General features: G+C 37.0%; 24 protein-coding genes. 20 read left to right on the top strand and 4 right to left on the bottom strand.

Translation table 11 applies throughout. The annotated features are described in order from the left end of the window. The first annotated feature begins 118 nt into the window (after positions 1 to 118). The 8 genes from LU293_RS00250 to LU293_RS00215 all read left to right on the top strand — a co-directional run bounded on the left by LU293_RS00250 (position 119) and on the right by LU293_RS00215 (position 9,770). Positions 119 to 2,683, top strand: a complete 2,565-nt coding sequence (locus LU293_RS00250) for a DNA polymerase family A protein (protein WP_242747812.1) — start codon at positions 119 to 121, stop codon at positions 2,681 to 2,683. 32 nt (positions 2,684 to 2,715) lie between these two features. After that, positions 2,716 to 4,401, top strand: a complete 1,686-nt coding sequence (locus LU293_RS00245; RefSeq protein WP_242747810.1) for a hypothetical protein — start codon at positions 2,716 to 2,718, stop codon at positions 4,399 to 4,401. A gap of 32 nt (positions 4,402 to 4,433) precedes the next feature. Then, positions 4,434 to 5,120 (top strand): hypothetical protein, encoded by a 687-nt coding sequence (locus LU293_RS00240; protein WP_242747808.1) that lies wholly within the window; start codon positions 4,434 to 4,436, stop codon positions 5,118 to 5,120. Further along, positions 5,117 to 5,662 (top strand): hypothetical protein, encoded by a 546-nt coding sequence (locus LU293_RS00235; protein ID WP_242747806.1) that lies wholly within the window; start codon positions 5,117 to 5,119, stop codon positions 5,660 to 5,662. Before LU293_RS00240 ends, LU293_RS00235 begins: the two co-directional genes overlap by 4 nt. A gap of 210 nt (positions 5,663 to 5,872) precedes the next feature. Next, a complete protein-coding gene (locus LU293_RS00230; RefSeq protein WP_242747804.1) occupies positions 5,873 to 7,342 on the top strand; it encodes a hypothetical protein in 1,470 nt (489 codons plus the stop codon). A gap of 12 nt (positions 7,343 to 7,354) precedes the next feature. Continuing rightward, on the top strand, positions 7,355 to 8,728 hold the full coding sequence (locus LU293_RS00225; RefSeq protein ID WP_242747802.1) for a lysozyme family protein: 1,374 nt from the start codon (positions 7,355 to 7,357) through the stop codon (positions 8,726 to 8,728). A 36-nt stretch (positions 8,729 to 8,764) separates the two neighbouring features. Beyond that, on the top strand, positions 8,765 to 9,319 hold the full coding sequence (locus LU293_RS00220; protein WP_242747800.1) for a hypothetical protein: 555 nt from the start codon (positions 8,765 to 8,767) through the stop codon (positions 9,317 to 9,319). Positions 9,320 to 9,458: 139 nt separating this feature from the next. Then, positions 9,459 to 9,770 (top strand): hypothetical protein, encoded by a 312-nt coding sequence (locus LU293_RS00215; protein ID WP_242747798.1) that lies wholly within the window; start codon positions 9,459 to 9,461, stop codon positions 9,768 to 9,770. Here LU293_RS00215 and LU293_RS00210 read toward each other — a convergent pair. The 4 genes from LU293_RS00210 to LU293_RS00195 are packed head-to-tail and all read right to left on the bottom strand — an operon-like array spanning position 9,710 to position 11,918. Continuing rightward, positions 9,710 to 10,147: a relaxase/mobilization nuclease domain-containing protein gene (locus LU293_RS00210; RefSeq protein WP_242747797.1), complete on the bottom strand. Its 438-nt coding sequence runs from the start codon at positions 10,145 to 10,147 to the stop codon at positions 9,710 to 9,712. The genes LU293_RS00215 and LU293_RS00210 overlap by 61 nt on opposite strands. Next, positions 10,137 to 10,385: a hypothetical protein gene (locus LU293_RS00205; RefSeq protein ID WP_242747795.1), complete on the bottom strand. Its 249-nt coding sequence runs from the start codon at positions 10,383 to 10,385 to the stop codon at positions 10,137 to 10,139. Before LU293_RS00205 ends, LU293_RS00210 begins: the two co-directional genes overlap by 11 nt. A 37-nt stretch (positions 10,386 to 10,422) precedes the next feature. Then, entirely contained in the window at positions 10,423 to 11,268 is an 846-nt protein-coding gene (locus LU293_RS00200) for a Fic family protein (protein ID WP_242747793.1), read from the bottom strand. A gap of 2 nt (positions 11,269 to 11,270) precedes the next feature. Further along, positions 11,271 to 11,918 (bottom strand): recombinase family protein, encoded by a 648-nt coding sequence (locus tag LU293_RS00195; RefSeq protein WP_242747791.1) that lies wholly within the window; start codon positions 11,916 to 11,918, stop codon positions 11,271 to 11,273. Positions 11,919 to 12,154: 236 nt separating this feature from the next. Here LU293_RS00195 and LU293_RS00190 point away from each other — a divergent pair, with 236 nt between their 5' ends. From LU293_RS00190 to LU293_RS00135, 12 genes are all read left to right on the top strand, one after another. Beyond that, positions 12,155 to 12,496 (top strand): hypothetical protein, encoded by a 342-nt coding sequence (locus tag LU293_RS00190; RefSeq protein ID WP_242747789.1) that lies wholly within the window; start codon positions 12,155 to 12,157, stop codon positions 12,494 to 12,496. Positions 12,497 to 13,629: 1,133 nt separating this feature from the next. Continuing rightward, a complete protein-coding gene (locus tag LU293_RS00185) occupies positions 13,630 to 14,001 on the top strand; it encodes a hypothetical protein (RefSeq protein ID WP_242747787.1) in 372 nt (123 codons plus the stop codon). 37 nt (positions 14,002 to 14,038) lie between these two features. Further along, positions 14,039 to 14,293, top strand: coding sequence for a hypothetical protein (locus LU293_RS00180; protein WP_242747785.1), 255 nt, complete (start codon positions 14,039 to 14,041; stop codon positions 14,291 to 14,293). Positions 14,294 to 14,423: 130 nt separating this feature from the next. Beyond that, on the top strand, positions 14,424 to 14,846 hold the full coding sequence (locus tag LU293_RS00175) for an ImmA/IrrE family metallo-endopeptidase (protein WP_242747783.1): 423 nt from the start codon (positions 14,424 to 14,426) through the stop codon (positions 14,844 to 14,846). Positions 14,847 to 15,189: 343 nt separating this feature from the next. Then, positions 15,190 to 15,585, top strand: a complete 396-nt coding sequence (locus LU293_RS00170; protein WP_242747781.1) for a hypothetical protein — start codon at positions 15,190 to 15,192, stop codon at positions 15,583 to 15,585. 188 nt (positions 15,586 to 15,773) lie between these two features. Further along, positions 15,774 to 16,007: an antitoxin gene (locus LU293_RS00165; RefSeq protein WP_242747779.1), complete on the top strand. Its 234-nt coding sequence runs from the start codon at positions 15,774 to 15,776 to the stop codon at positions 16,005 to 16,007. Continuing rightward, a complete protein-coding gene (locus LU293_RS00160; protein WP_242747777.1) occupies positions 16,004 to 16,396 on the top strand; it encodes a type II toxin-antitoxin system VapC family toxin in 393 nt (130 codons plus the stop codon). The genes LU293_RS00165 and LU293_RS00160 overlap by 4 nt, the downstream gene beginning before the upstream one ends. A gap of 332 nt (positions 16,397 to 16,728) precedes the next feature. After that, the gene (locus LU293_RS00155; protein WP_242747775.1) at positions 16,729 to 16,908 is read left to right on the top strand and encodes a type II toxin-antitoxin system RelE/ParE family toxin; all 180 of its coding nucleotides are present in this window, start codon (positions 16,729 to 16,731) and stop codon (positions 16,906 to 16,908) included. Positions 16,909 to 16,911: 3 nt separating this feature from the next. Next, entirely contained in the window at positions 16,912 to 17,046 is a 135-nt protein-coding gene (locus LU293_RS00150; protein WP_311195324.1) for a type II toxin-antitoxin system RelE/ParE family toxin, read from the top strand. 5 nt (positions 17,047 to 17,051) lie between these two features. Beyond that, positions 17,052 to 17,315 (top strand): helix-turn-helix domain-containing protein, encoded by a 264-nt coding sequence (locus LU293_RS00145; RefSeq protein ID WP_242747771.1) that lies wholly within the window; start codon positions 17,052 to 17,054, stop codon positions 17,313 to 17,315. Between the two features lie 47 nt (positions 17,316 to 17,362). Next, complete coding sequence (locus tag LU293_RS00140) at positions 17,363 to 17,659, top strand: helix-turn-helix domain-containing protein (protein WP_242747769.1); 297 nt, start codon at positions 17,363 to 17,365, stop codon at positions 17,657 to 17,659. Positions 17,660 to 17,900: 241 nt separating this feature from the next. After that, positions 17,901 to 18,137 carry a hypothetical protein gene (locus LU293_RS00135; protein ID WP_242747767.1) on the top strand — a complete coding sequence of 79 codons (237 nt, stop codon included), beginning with the start codon at positions 17,901 to 17,903 and terminating at the stop codon, positions 18,135 to 18,137. Positions 18,138 to 18,216 lie beyond the last annotated feature (79 nt).

Below are 18,216 nucleotides of genomic sequence, written 5' to 3'. Positions count from 1 at the left end.
CTAGCCCCTATATGGTGCTGCACGGGTTTGCTTTTTGCAATCTAGACGGCTTGTTAGTGCTATCAACCCCTCCACTCCACATTTGTAATATAAACTAAAATCAACAACTGGTATCATCATGACAAATGTAGTTACTATATCTTGGCCAAAAAACACACAGGATTTAAAAGATGAAAGTCCTGAGTTTTGGGTTGTGGACTCCAAAACAAATACCGTTCGTAGGGCGGATCCAGACATAGAAGTTTTAAAGTCTTTTTTAACTGCTGATATTACCAACAAACCACTTGATGCAACCCATTTAGTGCACAGTGATGATGTAACCCCAGGTGATATCGCAGATTATTTGGGTGTCAGACCCGATGACATGACAGTTAGATTTGTAAATATCCAGGATTTATATAAGGCAACCCACCTACCCACCCTCGCAGCAAGAGATGGCTCTAGGTTGTCTGCTGAACATAGTTTGTTTAAAAGAAAACTCATTGAGGCAAAAAACAGAAGTGTTCAAACAAAACATGAATTGTCTATTATAAATGATATGGATGTCAAGCAACTACTTAATGATGAACAGACACAGGGTAAAAAGATTGTTGTTGATTTTTTAAATGAAAGGACTAAAAAAGATAATGAGTTTTTAAAGTCTGTATCCCCTGGCGAATTTCAAAAAAATTATACTGATGGCAAAATCTTAGCAATGGGTTATTTGTCTTTGAAGGAACATTTTGAGGCACCTTTTGCTTATGGCAATCAAAACGATAACCCTGGAACCAAGGCTTTTCATCGTGCTTGTCTTATTTCTGACCAAATAGCTAGAATGCAACACAATGAACCCTGCTTGCACTTGGATCAAGATAAGGTTATAGACTTAGAATTGTCTTTAAAACAAGATTTTAGGCAGAAACATTTAAATTTTCAAAAAATATCAAGTTCTGATCCCCTGGTTGAAAATCACACCAAAAATCATCATCACAAGTTAATTAATGCAAACGTTCAATTTATCCTAGATAACCCTGATTTAATCAGTATTAGCTACCCTATAGCTTTTAAGGATAGTTTGCTTGCTGCTTATGGCAGTCAAGGGGAGTCCTTGGTTAATCCTAGGTGGTTTGATGATTTAACTCAAAAAACAGGTCAAGCGGCTAATATTGAGAAACTAACCTCTCATAAATCAAAAGAAACGCTCTTTTTAAAGCAATATACTTTAGCTGATGATGCCAGTGAATATGAAAAGAACAGACTGTCTTATGTTCAAAGCTTACTTGAATTAAGAAGTGCGTACAATGCTTATACATACCCCATGCAAAACTTGGTAAAGCTTAAAGCATTGGCTCAAGAACATGAAGGTGGAATACCGATACCTATCAATGCTTATGGAGCAATTACTGGCAGACACACTCCTTTAGATACCTTTAAGATAAATTTTCAGGGTTTAACGGCTAATGCAAAAGAATGTATTGTTCCTAAAGATGGCTATGTTGCAATGGATTTTGATGGTCAGCAGCTTGAAGTAAGAACTGCTGCTGATGTTTTGGGTATAAAAACCATTCAACAAATGGTACAGAAAAACGTAGATATTTATTCTGGTATGGTAGCTAAAAAAGAATTATCTGCTCGGCACGCTAGTGATGAACAAAAAGCAAAAGAAATACGGTATATTCTTGACGACCCCCATACCCACGACCCCACCCTTGTGCAAGATATTGAGGAAAAAAGAAAGCAATCTAAGGTGCTTATTATTTCTTCTTTATACGGTCAAGGGGCAGGTGGGTTGTCCGCTAAGACGGGCTGGAGTGTGGAGGAGTCTCGCGCTTATATCAATGAGTTTAAAAAAGACTTTCCTGAGATTGCTCAAACACATGAGCGGGTTGATGATTTTTTAAAACAAGGTTTGGAGAATAAAGAAGCACAGATGAGTTTAGGCACTCCAGGCAATGTCATACAGATTTTGATAAGACCAACTGATAAACCAAGTATCAAGCCTGTTGATTTACTGCAAGACAGTAAAGAAGCGAATTTTGCATTGGAATTTCACGAAAACTTTGTTAAGCCAAATTTGGCACCCCCATCAGGACCACTTGAATTAGTGGTTGTCTATGATACGGGGGACCAGATGATTTACCCGGATATACAGCTTAAAGAAGGAGGGTTTGGCAATTCAACAACCATCACCTATGACAAAGATGGTGAGCGTGTAGATTTATTTGCCTCTAGACTTGTTCAGAATATTATTCAAAGTCGAGCAGATCAAGAAATGAAGATTGTGCATGAGCAGTTGGCCTTAAAATCCCACGAGAATAACCTTGAAGTGCAGATTACACTTCCTACCCATGATTCTTTAAGAGCGGTACTACCAGACCCTAAGAGTGATAAACAAAATGCTAATAATTTTGAACAATTTGAGCAATTTGTTAAAAATCCTCAAGAATCACTGGGTACAAAGCCATTTTTGAGCTTTGATATTGAAATTATTGAGTACGAAAGAAAAAAAGAGCAAGATTTAGCCCTTTCTTATAAAGAGCAAGATTTATCCCTTTTTTATATAGGTACAGAAGACTTGTCTGGTATGTCTTTTGGTGATTTAACTGTAGACAATGTAGATTTGGGTATGAAGTTGGGGGAGGACTTAGCCATCTCAAAAAAGCCCCATCATGAGACAAGTTTGGATATGGGTGTGGGTTTTTAGTCTTTTTGAAAAATTGATTGATTGGGGGGTATATGGTAGACAGTTTAAATGAGTTTAAAAACGGTGATGAGCGTGCCGATATTTTTGGTGATTTGTTATTTGATATAAAAGATAGGAAAAAGCAAGAGTATCTTGATAAATATCAAGATAAGTATGACCTTATTCAAAAAAATATAGAATTTGCTAATTGGATTGCCTTAGGCAAAAAAGGCGAAGGTATTCAGGGTATTGATTATCAATACGTTCAAGATAATGGTTATGTAAAGCATGAAGATGTCAAAAAAATCACAAATACAATCTTAAAGCATAATCTGTATGAATCTAATAGGAGTATAGAGGATCCTGAACAAAAGTTAACGTTTTTAGATGATTTGCGCGATGAGTTTAAAAGAGAAGTGGCAAAGAATCCTTTGATAAATGATTTTAAACAGCATGGCAAGCATTGGCTTGAGGCTTCACACACAAACCATATCAACTCTTTTATCATATGTGATTCAAATGGTAAATTACACATTAGTGAAAAAGGGATTAAATGGGAAGACTTTAATCATTTTCGAGGGTTTGGTTTTGCTGATCAAAATGAAGATAAACAAGAAGCGGATAAGTTTTATAAAAATCTTGAAGTGTATATAAGGGATAATCAAGAGAGTGGGATTCGGCTAGCTCATTTCATGGAAGATTACGGATATGGGTTTGAAGATGATTCTCTTGCAGGCGTGATGGAGGAGGCAATCAGACAGGGGGAAGGACGCAATATGCTTGAGGTCCCCATGTCCTTTAGCAAGACCTTTAATAAAGAAAAAAATATTGAGCAACAAGCCAATATGAGGGAATATGACAATAAGGCAGAGCAGTCCTTACAGGGAGATGAAAGAGATGCTATTGCTGATAAAGATTTGGGTGTTGCAAACAATCCTCTTACTGACCATATATCTGAGCGAAAAAATGAATTGTATGAGAAGTTGAATAATAAGAGGCAGGGTGAAGGTTCTGTGTATTTAATGTCCCCTGCCCCCAAAACAAGACCCATCATGCAAGGTGAGCATAAAGAGAAAAAAGAAGTGCTCCCACTCGGTGTTTATTTGCTTTATGGTGTAGGGCATTTGGTAAAAAAAGCTGCCTCAAAGTTAGGTCAAAAATCATCTAAAAAAGAGAATTTGAGTGCAAAACTTAGCACCAAAGCCTACCAAGATATCAGTAAAAATCAAGATGTTGAGGGTCTGGCTAATATTAGGGAGTCTGTCGATGTATCGCAAAGCCAAGATATGGTTAAAGATGAGGTAACTCACAAATTGTTTGGTGCAGATATTGGCGAGCATTCAAGAGTCAATAGAGTTACTGTCCATAATTGTAATATTGAAGATGTAGATGCTTTATACCAATTTTCATATAAGCCAAAACATGCAGTGGAGGTAGATAGTGTTAATGAAAACGGTATGATCAATGCTGTTGCTGCTGAAATTGATGAGAGATCAAACATCGCTGAAAACGTGTTGGAGGGGTCAGCTAATGAGCTTGTCACTCAAGATGAACTTGATAAATTAAACAAAAGAAAAGGGTCCTTAGAGGATGGTATAAACGATCTTAAGGTGAAATCTGAAGAAAAATCGTCTTTGCTTGATAAGATAGGTGGCTCCTCTCTTGCTAGTTTCTTATCAAAAATATTGGCAAAAGTCACAGGTCGGAAAAATGATGATGGTCCTAGCATGGATATGTGATGGCTTGAATGTTTGGTTTTGGGTGAAAATAAATGAATGTTGATCAGTTTTTTAAAAAAAATAAAATAGCAGATGATACTAATGATGTAAAGGATGTAGGTATACTACCCCCTTATGCCAGCTCTATGACTGCAAGATTTATAAATAGCTACATGGTTTATGAAAAAGGTATTGGTCAGTTATCTAATTATGATGATGCATTGTTTTTGGATCCACAAAGTCGTCTTGATAGATCACTGGCTATTGATATAGAACGCAAGAATAAGTTGAGTAATAAATTTGGTTTTGCAGGCGTGGTGGGCTCTGCTTCGGGTCAAGCTAAAATGTTAGGCTTGGCTGTTGATGACGTTGTTATGTTGGACATGGCAAGAGAAAATCCTACTACTGTATTGCAGTTATTCCCTTTGACTCAAATTACTGATACCACATATATAAAAGAAGCTTTAGAAAATTTAAATAAAAGTGGCTCGCCAAACCCTGTTTGTACATTAGATGCGTTAAAAAGAGTAGGAAGAATGGAGAGTTTATCTAAAAGCCCCTTGTCTTATGTTATACAAGAACAGCAAAGACAATTAAAAGCACAACAACAAGAAATGGAAAAAGAAGATATCCCAACTTCTTTAAGTGAATATGGTTTTACCAATAGTGAAGTACAAAAAGAGAAAAACTCCCTTACGCACACCCCTACCGTGAATAACAAGCTAAGCCATGAAAGATGAATTTGAAAAAAAACGAAAGTTATCAAAATCAAGGTAAGAAAATTGAAAAAGTGTTTAACTCCACCCTTTTACACTTTGCTGATTTGATTGTGACACAATTACAGTCTTATCCAATGACTAGGGTTAAGTATAACGGTCAGATAGATATTGATGCTGTTAAAAGCTGGGCTCTAAAATCTAAAAATATACACATAAGATTATCTGAATATATGGATATAGAGCGATTTAATGCTTGTGCTGAAGAACAGCAGGCGTGTGCAGAAAAGGTTTCACTAACTTTGCGGTTAGAACAGGTTAAAAATATTGGCGATAAAAATTCAAGCCAGTGGTATGAAGAATTTATTATGTTGATGTCTTCATTAGATCCTGTTTATCAACTTTGGGTATTTTGTGATTTTTGTCAAAGGGCTCAAACTTTTCAAGATCACTTATTCTTAAGGGGATTTTTTGTGCATCTTATGTCTGTTTTGATGGCATCTCCAAATCCAAATCTACAAAGTCAAGTGGATATCATTCCAATTAGACTGATCCAAGAATTCTAGACGCAACTGTTTGGCGTTGTGGCTTGCCATTTGATTGAATTGGGTTATAATAAGTTAAATTTAACTTAATAATATTTTAAGTTTTTCATATTTGGTACTTGTCCGTTTCAGATGCCGAATGCAAAAATAAATCAATAGCGGGTAAAAATTGGTAGTGCGGGTGAAAACTTACCTTTGAGACCAAACCCCTACCCTTATTTAGTACTTGCGATGCAGGTTGAACAAAACGCCATCAACATCAACTTAGGTTTATCTTTTATACGTAAATTTAAACAGACCAAACTTGCACTCTCTGTGGCAGCACTTTCCATCCTATCCACTGTTTCGATGGCGGATAATGGGCACAATCATGTTTCTAATGCGACAGCTGAGCAAGCCAAAAATAATTCCATTGCCAAGGTAGCGGGAGGCACAGGTATTTCTGTAACCTCTAAACCAGCAACCACGGTTACCAGTGGGCATAACCACACCTCCACACCTGCAAAAGGTGATGAAATACATGACGTGGTAGAAGGCTCCAAAGGGTGTGCTGCTGAATTGGATAAAGAACAGGCATCTGTGATTGAAAGAAGAATAGAGATGGTCGATGCTACCAGTGGTGTCGCCGCCACTATTTTTGATAATATTGGCAAGAATGAATCAACAAAAGGGTGCTTTACTGCCGCCCAAGAGATTATGGATCTAACCATTGCCCTGCCTAGAATCCCAACATCATGGGGTGATGTGGCAAGTATCACAAGAAAAGCTGCTAACAAAGCCTTGCAGAATATGAAAAAACATCTAAAAGATAGGGTTTGTGATATTGCCAACCAAGCAACAAGAGACGCTCTTTTACCTGTGGTTGAATTAAGCAGACGTTGGAATGAAGGTGCTAACAAGATTAATAACTTAGACTCTCTTGTGGGCGCTAGTATACATAATCAAATTAATATATATTCTGAATCTTTGCAAGGTCGTTTGGAAAAACAGTTATCTAATGCTGAAAATAAACTACATGAAGCTAATAGTCGAGCTAATGAAAAAGCAAGACAATTATTAGATAGTGCAGAAGAAGCTGTCGGTGACATCCCTATTGTTGATTTTGTTCTTGAAGATGGTTCGACTACCAACCAACAACTACAATCACAAGTAACAAAACAGATGGCGGATGAGATAAGGGCTAAAATTCCAGCTGCTCCTACCTCGGTTGCTAGGGTGGTAGGTACAAACTCTAATCAAGGAGTTCAGTATCAGCAATGTACGCTAGATTACAAGCAATGTACGGCAATCAGCCAGGGTCAATACAACGCCATTAATGAAGCTTGGAGACAACATAACGCAGCTAAAAAAACGTATGAAGAACAGCTTAGACGTGCAGACTTGTTGTCTAAGGGCGGTAGTGAAATAAGTAATATTACCCCTCATACAACAGTTGGCAACATAGCCAAGAACATACCACAGCCAAATACGACGACAACAGATATGGATAGAAAAACCACGCCTATCGTAAGTGGTACAACAGCTCAAAGTCAAAATAATGAAGCTAAAACTGCAGTTAACAGTAACGTGGTAAACAACAATACAAAGATAGAGGTTAAGCCGACACCATCAACCAACCAATCTAATGGCAGCACTTCTAATGGCAGCACTTCTTATTACAACAGATTTTCTGGTCAGACCAATTATGTTGGCAATCAATAAGCTGAGGTAATCATGTTTAGTGTAAAGAAGCTTCCGTTGATATTGTCTGTCATCATTGGTGGGGGTGGGCTTGCCCTCCCCTTCTCGTCCTATGCTGAGTTAGTGACGAATGCAGCTTCTATTGCTGAATTTAAAAAAAATCCAGCAGCTATTGCAGCAATACAACAGGCAGATCAGGTAGGTGCTGCTTTAGATATTAACGTCAAACAAACCGCATTAGCTGCACAAGAAATTAGTAAGCGTAGTTTGCATAATATGACCTTACAATCAGCAGTTGAAAGCGGCATAAAAAGAGCATATTATAAAATGGATGGTGTAAAGCGTGCTTTACGAGCGAAAGACCATTATACCAATTATTGTGACATTAGTGAGGTGGCAGCAGGTGTTTGCTTGCAAAAACCTGGCACAAAAAGTGGCATAAACACTGATTACGGAAACATCGCTAACAATCTTACGCTAAATGAAGAGCAGATTAATGCAGGCTATAGTTATGTAAGAAATATCATTGATCCTGCTAAATCCGATGATTCATTTTGTACTAATGTGACTTGTAAAGAACTTGCTAATAGCCAAGGTCAATATCATGCATTAGGTTCGATGATTCAAAACTCTTTTTATGAGCAAATAGAGTCAGGCACACCCTGGGATGCACCCCCTACTGGCATCGAACCCATCAAGGTTGAGCAGTTAGGGGCATTATCCGAAGCTTGGGACGGTAGGATTGCACACCCTGACAGTGGTGTGACAGCGGTAGGTGGTTCTAGTGGTCATGCGGATCTTTCTAATTTGCCAAATGATATTAAGGCTTTAAGGGAACAACTGATATCGGTGGTGGCAGAAGGAGAAAGTTCTGGTGGCGCAGCAGGTTGGAATGCCAGTAACAATGGTACAATAGGTAAGAGAATAGCTTGTAGTCGACCTAGCGGTGGCGTTTTTAATTTGACCAATATGACACTTGGTCAAATGAGACAGATTTATCGAGAAATAGGTCAGTATTCTCCTAAAAGCGTGAACGATTGTAGCCGTCTTTTTGCGGCAGGTAAATACCAAATAATAGCAAGCACATTTAAAAACGCTCAAACAAGTTTAGGTCTTTCTAATAGTGTTAAATTCACCCCTGAAGTACAAAAGCAGATGGCAGGTTATTTGGTTGACTATCGCATTGGCGGGTTATTAAAGAACCGGGGTTTATCTAAAAAGGCAGCTAAATTAAAATTGGCTAAAGAGTGGGCACCGCTTGGTGTTCCAGGTGCTACTTGTAATGGAAAAACCATTCGTGGATTTTATGATGGTGGTGCTAACAGTGCTGCATGCGATGTAACCATGAAAGTTTGGGCTATTGTCGATAAAATAGATCAAGTCAACAAACAACAAAGCGGAAAATAAAACCACTTTGTCATTTTTTTAATCAAGGATTTAATTATGCAAAAAATTATCGCTTTTGCAATTTCAATGATGATTTCAACTGCCACATTCGCCAATTTGTCTGTAGCAGAAAAAAACAAGATTATGGCAGACAGAGCCAAGACTCTTGCCAGTGTAACCAATAGAATCATGCTTATTGACAGCTTTGATTATAAATCTGGCAAACATAAAGGTTACCATATAACAACTTGCCAATACCCACTGGGTATCAACTACTGCAAGAAAAATGTTGCAGACACTATTTTAGCAAGTGCTGCCAAAACCAAGCATGATGTTAGGTTTATGGGTAAATATGTCGTTGTCACTGCAGGTAGTAATGTATCTGTTAGTGATGAAGAAAGTGAGGTGACAGGCATTGTCCTTGTTGATAACAAAAACAAAGAAATTAAAACCACAAGTATACAAGTTAAGAAAGGTACCACAGTCACTTACACGCCAAAATATATAACAGTTGGTGGCGATATTGAAAATTTGGTAGGTGTTGGTGATTGGGGTGATGAGCAAGACCCGGTAGTATTAGAATTGGACGCTGATTCAGATGAGTTAAGGTGACGCACTCCCCTCCTAAAAACAAAAAACTGTCCATGCGTGGACAGTTTTTTTTAACCCTTGTTTTTCGACAAGATATTCACTACTGTGCTTTTTATGATATACTAAATTAATAATTAAGACAAACTTAATAGATGGTATCATGAACAAGTCTTTTAAACTCTTAGCGGTGACAATCGCGTTGTCTTTCGTACAGCAGGGTCATGCCGCTTACGGCTTATCGCCACATGCTGTTGCTACAGCTTCAATACAAGAAGGTACAAAACTATCTTCCACGATTGGGCAAAGAGTCGCTAAGTCACAAAATGCCTTGACAACAGCAATCAGAGATAATACTGCTTTAATCCAAGAAGGTATCGCCTTAAATATTAAACAAGAAGCAGCGGCAGCAGCTCAAGTATCAAAGGCTGAAATACCTTGCTCAGCTAGCTTGTTGACAAATGCTACACGGTAATTGTGTAAATCTTGCTTTCGTGGATTTAGACGTGCACCACGATCATCTGTGGCACAGATCAACACGTGGCAGTGTGGTTTATCTGTGTCTAGGTGCTGCGCCATAAAATATTTATGTCCTGTGAATTCTTCTTGCACTAGATTGCGTACAGCATCTTTTAATCCCTTTGGGTCAGTGCCTTCGGGCATTGAAAATACAAAATGAAAGGCCTCTCTCTTGTTGCCAGTATCATGCTTATCATGAAATCCTGCCGCTTCCCAGCTTTTCATTAACTCTTTTTGCTCATCACCTAAATATTTATTTCCCTGCTCATCTTCTAGCTCAACTTTGCCTTTGCGTCCCGTATAATTAAGGTGACTTTGTGCCTTATTCAGCACCCTTGCTGCTACCACTAATTTTAACAACCACCTGTGGCAATTTCTTGCCACCCTTATTGGCTACACCTTTCTTGGCAGACTTGGCACCGTTAATGATGTTTTTGATAGCTTGTGGTTTTGGTGTGGGCTTTCTAATTTTTGGTAACGTAACACTGCCACCACTACCAGCTGACTTTGATGTAGTTTTACGGTTGCCGTTGAACCACTCATCAATATCATCAAATAACTTTTTACCCATAAACACTTTATCCTTGTAGAGTGTCCGAATTCGGACACTAGAGATTGATGTCTTGATTGGTGGAAAATACTAGTGCATGAGCCTGCTCAACAGCAAAGGCATTCATTCGTGAACAAACACGCTCATAAGATGCAATAAAATAGTCTTTGAACGCACTATAATCTGCTGGTTCACTTTCATAATAAGATATGACAGCGCGTGCGTATTCTTCAGTGCTGCGTTCAGTAAACATAACCGGCATCTTGTTGTCAGCTAGTAGTGTGTATGCACACATATTGCGTGCTGTGCGTTTGTTATGATCATAGAAATATTGCAAATATGATAGGTTTTGATGAATATAAACTGCTTTTTCAAAGGTATTTTTAATACTATCATATTCTGTTTCAATTATTTGTAAACCATCTTCAAGCTGCTGAGGAATGTCAGAGGGGATATAATCTGTTGCTGTGATAAGCACTGGCTCATTGCGTGCTGTACCGCAATATTGTTGATTTAGTATACCTTCAGACACCATTGCATGTGCATTTTTAACTATATATGATAGTGGGCGACGTGCATCTGTTTTACTATGTTGAGATTCTTCTACAATATAGTTAAAAGAGCTTTGCATTGTTTTTAGCATGAGTGCTTCACTTAGCTGTCTATGTGCGCCTGTTTGACCTAATGTTAAAAGCAGCTCAGCTTCAACAGCACTATAGGTGTTACCTTCTAGCACAGCTGAGGTATGTGCAAAGCTGATAGAAAAGGATTGAATATTTCTAGGTGATAGCAAATATTCACTTTTTGATACGCTGTTTAAAGCCTCTAAATATGCCAACTCATCTTTGGTGAAAATGGGCTTGTATAACAATTTCTCTGGGTTGTAAGCAATGGGTTTTTTCATTTTTATCCCTTCGTTTTTTTTTCTTTAATCTTTTTGATGTAGCGATTGATAGTCGGTAGTGAAACACCAAATTGATCAGCAATTTTTGGTAAAGTGAGTTCTTTGTAGTTTTCAATAGAGTTGTTTTTAGATTCAATGATGTCTTTAAGCTCTTTTACCTGCGTTTTGTTTAAAGCAGGTTTTCTTCCTTTGTACGCACCACGCTGCTTGGCTTTGGCTATTCCCTCTTTTTGAGCTTCTCGTATGAGTGATCGATTAAACTCAGCAATGGCTCCAAAAATATGCAATATTAGTTTATCCATAGCACTAGGGCTTGAACCATCAAATTTTACATTCTCTTTTAAGGACTGAAAAATCACACCCTTATCATTGAGCTGTTTGATGATGTCTAACAAATCTTCAAGATTGCGTGCTAATCTATCAAGACTATGCACAATAACGGTATCACCAAATCGCACATAATCAAGCATCGCATTTAGCTGTGGACGGTTTTTAGTTGATCCTGTTATCTTGTCAATAAATACTCTATCAAGGGTAACACCATCTAGCTGACGCTCTGTATTTTGATCTAAGCTTGATACTCTGATATATCCAACAATTTGATGTTTACCCAGTTTATCTATTTTATTTATATTGTTTTTATCAGCCATACAATAATACAATATCACCTAATAATATTTTTAATACTATCATATCAAAATTATTAAATAAAATCTATTGATATTGTTTTTTGTGGGTGTTATAATACTATTATTAGGGTGTACCCTATTGATATATAAATAACTGGGAGCTTTATTAGGCGGTGGCGAGTATGAAGTTCGCTTAGACGACAAACCGTGATTTATGATGGCGACATTTGCCATCTAACAACAAGGAATTATTAAAAATGAACCAATTACCCAGCTATAATGAAGCCGTAGCAGAAAGAAAAAGACTTGCTGATGAACGCACTCGCATTAACAATCAGCTTCAACACAAGAAATTGCTTTCAGAATTGCAAGATTATCAAGCAGACCTAGAAAGATTGAACTATCTGTTATCTACTAAGATTGAGCAAGGTTTTGTGGCGGTCTCTCACAGTGATTACAGAAAATTTATTCATAATTGTAGTATATCTGATGATTTTAAAACGAACAGCATGTTTATTAGTCTTATATTTGCAGGTTATAGTTTTATAAATATAATAGTTGGTTCTATTTTAAATTTAGAAAAAAAAATAAAATCGTAATTATTTCTGCATTTTTAGCTATTTCAAGTTTAATTTTATGTTTTGCTCCAATTATATATTCCTTACTAAATACAAAAAATAAATGTAAAATTATTAAAATTGAAAATAAATTGCATTACTTCATTAAAGAAAAACATTTAAAAAAGCTAAAAATAAAATATAAGCGTAAAATAAGCGATTTGGATATTTCTATTAAGAAGTTAGATAGTTTACTTGTTTAAATTTTAAGGAAATATAAGATATGTTAAAAAACAAATATGATACTTCTTTATTCAACAATAATAATTATTGTCATATTTATGGCTAAAAATCCAATGTCAGAAATTTCTTACTTGATTAAAGAAAGAAAAAGACTGACAGAAATTATTGTTGAAGAAGCAAAGAAAAGGTAAAATTAACAAGACAGAAATAGCAAGTATTGATATTTTTAATAATTAGAAATAAAGCAACCAAAGTAATCATTATTATGGCTAATGCTCAACGTTTTTTTATTATTTGAATTATTATCCATACAATTCATTAAAAATCCAATGACGTACTCCCCTGCCTAAAAGCAGGAGCTTCCTTCTATAAGCGTCTGACGTCCCAGACGAAAAAAATGTTTTTTTGTTGTATGACACCAAGATACAAGACATCTTTCTTATTCCTAGTAAGTCGTCCTACTTGTTAATGATTGCTAAAAAAATTAGCACGAACTTATTAGGGCTGGTGTTAAATTACAAACTCATTTCACTTAACTTAAAAGAACAAGTTGCATACTTGCAAAATTATCCGCTCATTCTTGTACTTTGGGTGAAGTTAAGATGATTATAGCACACCCATTGCCTTATATCCACCCCATGAATAGGGTGGTTTTACGGCGGTGTGGGCTAATCATTAATAAAAATAAAAAACTTCTTTATTTTTATTGATGACATGACTATTATATAAAAACTAAATAAATAATTCAATAATATTAATAAATAAAATTAAAAAAAAAGAAATACATAAAAAACACTCATTAGCCTAACGGCGACTTGGGTCTTTTAGGATGGTTGCGTATCCTTCTCTGCCTTTTTTCTTTTAATCTATATACATCCCTAAACAAATTATCAAATTATTTTTAATTCATCTTATGAATCAGGAGTATATCCATGACAACAAATACATCTACTTATAATCAACAAGATTTAATTAATCAAAAAATATTTGAACTTGCCAAGGATATGGGCTTGCGTATAGCCATCTATGAGGAAGATGGCGGTTACTCAGCCAATATTACAGATGTTAGTTCAGACATGATATTAGAAAGCTTTAGCCGTGACACCTTTCCCTCATTAAAAGAGGATTTACTGGCAGGGCTACAACACCTCTACAACCCTACATTGTGTCAATCTGCCTATTTTCGTGGCGTTGGTTGTGAAGAGGGGCAATGGTTTGATGATTTTGACAAAGCTTTGGATAAGTTTATTCACTCTTTATCAAAAGACCCAGAATCCAGCTATATCTTTTGCTGTCCTTTTTAGTTTTTATTCTAACTTTTGTCTTCGATAGGAGTATGTTATGACTGTATTGTTAACCACTAAAACCAAAAATACCATTAAAAAAGCAACAAAAAAAGCACAGCCTTCAATGGATTTGGAATTTCATATCAATCAAAAAACTGCAAATGGCAAAAAACTAGGTTGCCTAGGCTTTATAAAAAATCGTAAGAACAATAAAACAGTTTTTATCAGCACAACCTTTACCAACAAAGTGCTTTACAAGTGTGCCAGGTGGCTGCAAGATTACCAAGGTTGTGCTAGATGGGCAGATTAAGATAATTTTGCTGATAAAATCATCACCCTACTTAAGTAAATTTAAGTAAACAACCACCCCCACTATCAATCAACTTGTGGTGGGGTTTTGTAAATCATGGCGGTATCATCTTAGTTAAAAGGAGAAACAAATGACAAGAGCCGTAAATTATGCCCAAAGTATTTTAGATAGTTACTGGGATAGGAAACTTCCGGTCATACCTGAGCAAATTATCGATAAAATGCGTGCAAAAATGGATAATCCTGATTTATTGGTTAAAATTGAACCAATGCCCAGCGATAGTTCTGGAAAAATTGAGTACGATCGTAAAAATAGCACTTATGTGATTACAATCAACAGTAATCAGCACCCTCATCGTCAGCGTTTTATGCTTGCTCACGAGCTAGGGCGGTATGTTTTATCTAATTTTAATGAATTAGAAGCTTCTAAAGAAGCCAGTGCTTTTGCTGCCGAACTTTTGATGCCAAAAGCAATTCTTAGGCATCTAATTTTTGAAAAAGATATGACAGATGTCTCAGTGCTTGCAAACGCTTTTTTGGGTATCTACTCCTAGTATTCTGTTGCGGTTGAGCAATCTAGGATTTATCAAGTAGAATACCTACCCAAAGACAAATTTAGCAATTCCATAGGCGTTGTATATCTTAATTATGGCATTTTGCGCCAAGTTTCATTATTTTTTTTGGAACGAAGTGCATCACCCTCACGACAATAGCCACACCCCGCCAAATCTTTGATGGGCTTGGCGGTGTTTTTCGTTGGTTGTTTGGTTTGCAGGCGTGATGCAAATTGAATTAGCCTAACGGCTGTTGTGCGCTTCGTAGGTGTTGTTTGCTTCCTTCCCTTTCCTGCCTCCTTTATTATATATCTAATTAACCCAAATCATAAGGAGTGCCGCCATGGCTTTAGAACTAAACACTAATACAAGTGAATATATATCCAAACAAGAAAGTAACTTGATGCTACTTCTTGATGAAGTATCTGACGAATGTATTATATCATTATTAGACACCCACAATGACCCAAAAGAAGCATTAGACGCTTTTATGGATAATTCAGAAGTCTTAAGTAATATCTTATGCACTCACAATTGGCAACATGCTTACCACCAAACCTTTTTAGCCTTATCAAACCGTATCGGATTTTTGCAAGAAATACAAAAAAACGACCCTAATTATGATTTGATTGACGATGTATTTTGGGGTGTTTTTGATATGGCAAACCACATGGTAATCAAAAAGTTGTTGGTTAAAATCCAAAACAACAAATATGCTGATTTTAAGCTGGGTTTTTAAAATTTAAGCGTTGTGGTAAAAAACAGATAAAAGTGGTTCTGAGCTGGCTAAACGCGTCACCATATACCAAGCAGTTAACCTGTCTATTTCTCCTTACGGTTTTGCTCCTGCATTTGAGTGTAAAAATTGACAAATGACATAAAGTTTAATAATATATACCAATCATATATACATCAATGAGAAAAAATATGATTACCGCACGCCTTTTTTATAGTGGCAATTCACAAGCCATTCGCTTACCCAAAGAATTTCGCTTTGATGGCGATAAAGTACAGTTAAAAAAACACGGCAACCAACTCATCATCACGCCCATCATAGATGATTGGGGCTGGCTGGATGATGTTTCGTCCTTTGATGATGACATGGAGCAAGCAGTCGCAATGCTAAAAGACGACCCCATCAGCAAGCGAGATTTTGCATGAAATACCTGCTTGACACCAACATCATCATTGCCCTACAAAAGCAAAATCCTGTGCTTATCGCACGACTAAAACAACGTAAAGTGAGCGATTTTGCGTTGTCGGATATTGTGCTGTTCGAGCTGTATTATGGGGCATATCATAGTCAAAAACAGCGTGAAAATTTGGCAAAAATTGACAAATTACCCTTTGTAAGATTGCCTTTTGATGATAAAGATGCTCTATGTGCTGGCAAGGTGCGAGCAGACCTACAAAGACAGGGGCAAGTGATCGGGGCGTATGACATGCTAATAGCAGGACAAGCGTTATCTAAAAATCTAACCTTGATTACGCATAATGTCAAAGAGTTTAGCCGAGTTGACGGCTTAAAATGGCAAAACTGGTTAGAATAATTAACAATCACTACTAATAATGGCAAGCGATTACTCCTTGTGGCTTGGGCGGTTGATTAGATAAAACCTAAGCCGCCCACACCACCAAATCTTGCACAAATAAAGTAGTAAAAGCCTTTATTTATAGGGGGTAAAGGCTTTTTAAGATGATAAAAAAGCGGTGTTTTGGCGTTCACACCTGCTATTTTTACATTTCAAATGCGGAATTAAGATTTAAGGTTGTTTGAGCATAAGGCAGTTATCATGTTTATAAATTGCGACATAAGAAAAACCCTTGTGTTATTATATTAAAACTGATATAATTTAAGAAAACAAGGCAAATTAAAATAACAATGAAAGATATTGAATTTTTGGGAACGTCCTTAGATGATATTAGAGCTTTTCCAAATGACATAAAGCAAGATACGGGCTATCAATTGCATTTGGTGCAAAATGGCGAAATGCCAAGTGATTTTAAATATATGCCTAGTATTGGTGTTGGCGTGGTAGAAATACGATTAAAAGACGCATAAGGCATTTATAGGGTAATTTATACCGCCAAATTTGCTGATACTGTGTATGTATTACACGCCTTTACCAAGAAAACCCAAAAGACCCCAAAAGCTGATATAGAGCTTGCCAAAGACCGCCTAAAACTAATACAAGGATAATCAAGATGAAATTTAACAGCGTATTTGACGCACTAAGCGACACACCCGGCCAAAGTGCAAATTTAAAGTTAAGGGCCCAGCTGATGAGCCATATTCAAAAGCTAATTAGCGAAATGGACGGCACACAAGCCCAAATCGCAAAAGAATGCGGTATCACACAACCACGCCTAAATGACCTATTACAGGGCAAGATTAGCAAATTTAGCCTTGACGCATTAGTAAATATTAACGCTAATTTAGGGGAAGAAGTGGGCTTGGCGTTTGCCTAAAATCGCAGAGCGTTAAGTCATGGCATAAGATAATAAGGGCTGACAAAATGAGCTTTACCAATCATCAAACCTTTTTGGCAAGCCTACCCAAAGATGAGCAAGCCAAAATACACACCAAAGCCCGCACCCTAAAACAAAGCTATGAATTATCACAGCTTAGACAAACCGCCCATTTATCACAAAAGGAGCTGGCGGACAAAATGGGCGTATCACAAGCTAATATCAGCAAAATTGAAAATGGTGTTGATGTGCATTTATCCACGCTTGCCAAATACGTTGAAGCGTTAGGCGGTAAATTGACCGTTACCTCTACCATCAATGATAAGCAAATTTTGATTGCATAAATGCCCATTTACGCCCGTTATTCCCCCTTGTGGTGCTTTTATGTGTCTGTTTCATAGGCGTAAACACCCTGGTATTACCCTAAGATTTAAAAATCCGACACCCAAAAAACTTTACAGAACCAACCCAAAACCAAAATCACAAAAAACCGACACACCCTAGACATGGCAAGGCTTATAGCGAAAAACAAACATTTAAAATATGACAACTTTTAAAGATTGATTATTAATGGAGATTAAATAGATGATTTTAGATTTACCACCTGCAACCGCCATAGCGATTATTGAGACCGCCAAAGCACAAGGCATTACCACCGATGAATTGTTGCAAAGTGTGGCCAATAGCGATGATATTTGGCTAGAACTGGATAAGCACGGTTTAAATTCAGACGGTGCAAATTTAGTATTGACCGAAAAACAAGCCTTACAAATCATTGAGCTACTAGAAAACCCACCATCTCCAACCCCCCCTTATGCGTGAGTTATTGGAATTAGGCGAACGCATGATGAAAGGGGAGAAAATCAATGTTTGAGCTATTGGGCAAGCACCATGACAAGGC

The organism is Moraxella nasovis, from assembly GCF_022701215.1.
GTDB lineage: Bacteria > Pseudomonadota > Gammaproteobacteria > Pseudomonadales > Moraxellaceae > Moraxella > Moraxella nasovis.
This window is presented reverse-complemented; position numbering and strand designations above follow the sequence as displayed.

Bases quoted from the DNA above. Each gene is read 5' to 3' on its own strand.
- LU293_RS00175 (WP_242747783.1), top strand. From the start codon at position 14,424: ATGACAAGAGCCGTAAATTATGCCCAAAGTATTTTAGATAGTTACTGG.
- LU293_RS00185 (WP_242747787.1), top strand. From the start codon at position 13,630: ATGACAACAAATACATCTACTTATAATCAACAAGATTTAATTAATCAA.
- LU293_RS00230 (WP_242747804.1), top strand. From the start codon at position 5,873: ATGCAGGTTGAACAAAACGCCATCAACATCAACTTAGGTTTATCTTTT.
- LU293_RS00200 (WP_242747793.1), bottom strand. From the start codon at position 11,268: ATGAAAAAACCCATTGCTTACAACCCAGAGAAATTGTTATACAAGCCC.
- LU293_RS00160 (WP_242747777.1), top strand. From the start codon at position 16,004: ATGAAATACCTGCTTGACACCAACATCATCATTGCCCTACAAAAGCAA.
- LU293_RS00205 (WP_242747795.1), bottom strand. From the start codon at position 10,385: ATGGGTAAAAAGTTATTTGATGATATTGATGAGTGGTTCAACGGCAAC.
- LU293_RS00165 (WP_242747779.1), top strand. From the start codon at position 15,774: ATGATTACCGCACGCCTTTTTTATAGTGGCAATTCACAAGCCATTCGC.
- LU293_RS00245 (WP_242747810.1), top strand. From the start codon at position 2,716: ATGGTAGACAGTTTAAATGAGTTTAAAAACGGTGATGAGCGTGCCGAT.
- LU293_RS00225 (WP_242747802.1), top strand. From the start codon at position 7,355: ATGTTTAGTGTAAAGAAGCTTCCGTTGATATTGTCTGTCATCATTGGT.
- LU293_RS00155 (WP_242747775.1), top strand. From the start codon at position 16,729: ATGAAAGATATTGAATTTTTGGGAACGTCCTTAGATGATATTAGAGCT.
- LU293_RS00240 (WP_242747808.1), top strand. From the start codon at position 4,434: ATGAATGTTGATCAGTTTTTTAAAAAAAATAAAATAGCAGATGATACT.
- LU293_RS00235 (WP_242747806.1), top strand. From the start codon at position 5,117: ATGAATTTGAAAAAAAACGAAAGTTATCAAAATCAAGGTAAGAAAATT.
- LU293_RS00250 (WP_242747812.1), top strand. From the start codon at position 119: ATGACAAATGTAGTTACTATATCTTGGCCAAAAAACACACAGGATTTA.
- LU293_RS00140 (WP_242747769.1), top strand. From the start codon at position 17,363: ATGAGCTTTACCAATCATCAAACCTTTTTGGCAAGCCTACCCAAAGAT.
- LU293_RS00190 (WP_242747789.1), top strand. From the start codon at position 12,155: ATGAACCAATTACCCAGCTATAATGAAGCCGTAGCAGAAAGAAAAAGA.
- LU293_RS00195 (WP_242747791.1), bottom strand. From the start codon at position 11,918: ATGGCTGATAAAAACAATATAAATAAAATAGATAAACTGGGTAAACAT.
- LU293_RS00135 (WP_242747767.1), top strand. From the start codon at position 17,901: ATGATTTTAGATTTACCACCTGCAACCGCCATAGCGATTATTGAGACC.
- LU293_RS00220 (WP_242747800.1), top strand. From the start codon at position 8,765: ATGCAAAAAATTATCGCTTTTGCAATTTCAATGATGATTTCAACTGCC.
- LU293_RS00215 (WP_242747798.1), top strand. From the start codon at position 9,459: ATGAACAAGTCTTTTAAACTCTTAGCGGTGACAATCGCGTTGTCTTTC.
- LU293_RS00145 (WP_242747771.1), top strand. From the start codon at position 17,052: ATGAAATTTAACAGCGTATTTGACGCACTAAGCGACACACCCGGCCAA.
- LU293_RS00180 (WP_242747785.1), top strand. From the start codon at position 14,039: ATGACTGTATTGTTAACCACTAAAACCAAAAATACCATTAAAAAAGCA.
- LU293_RS00170 (WP_242747781.1), top strand. From the start codon at position 15,190: ATGGCTTTAGAACTAAACACTAATACAAGTGAATATATATCCAAACAA.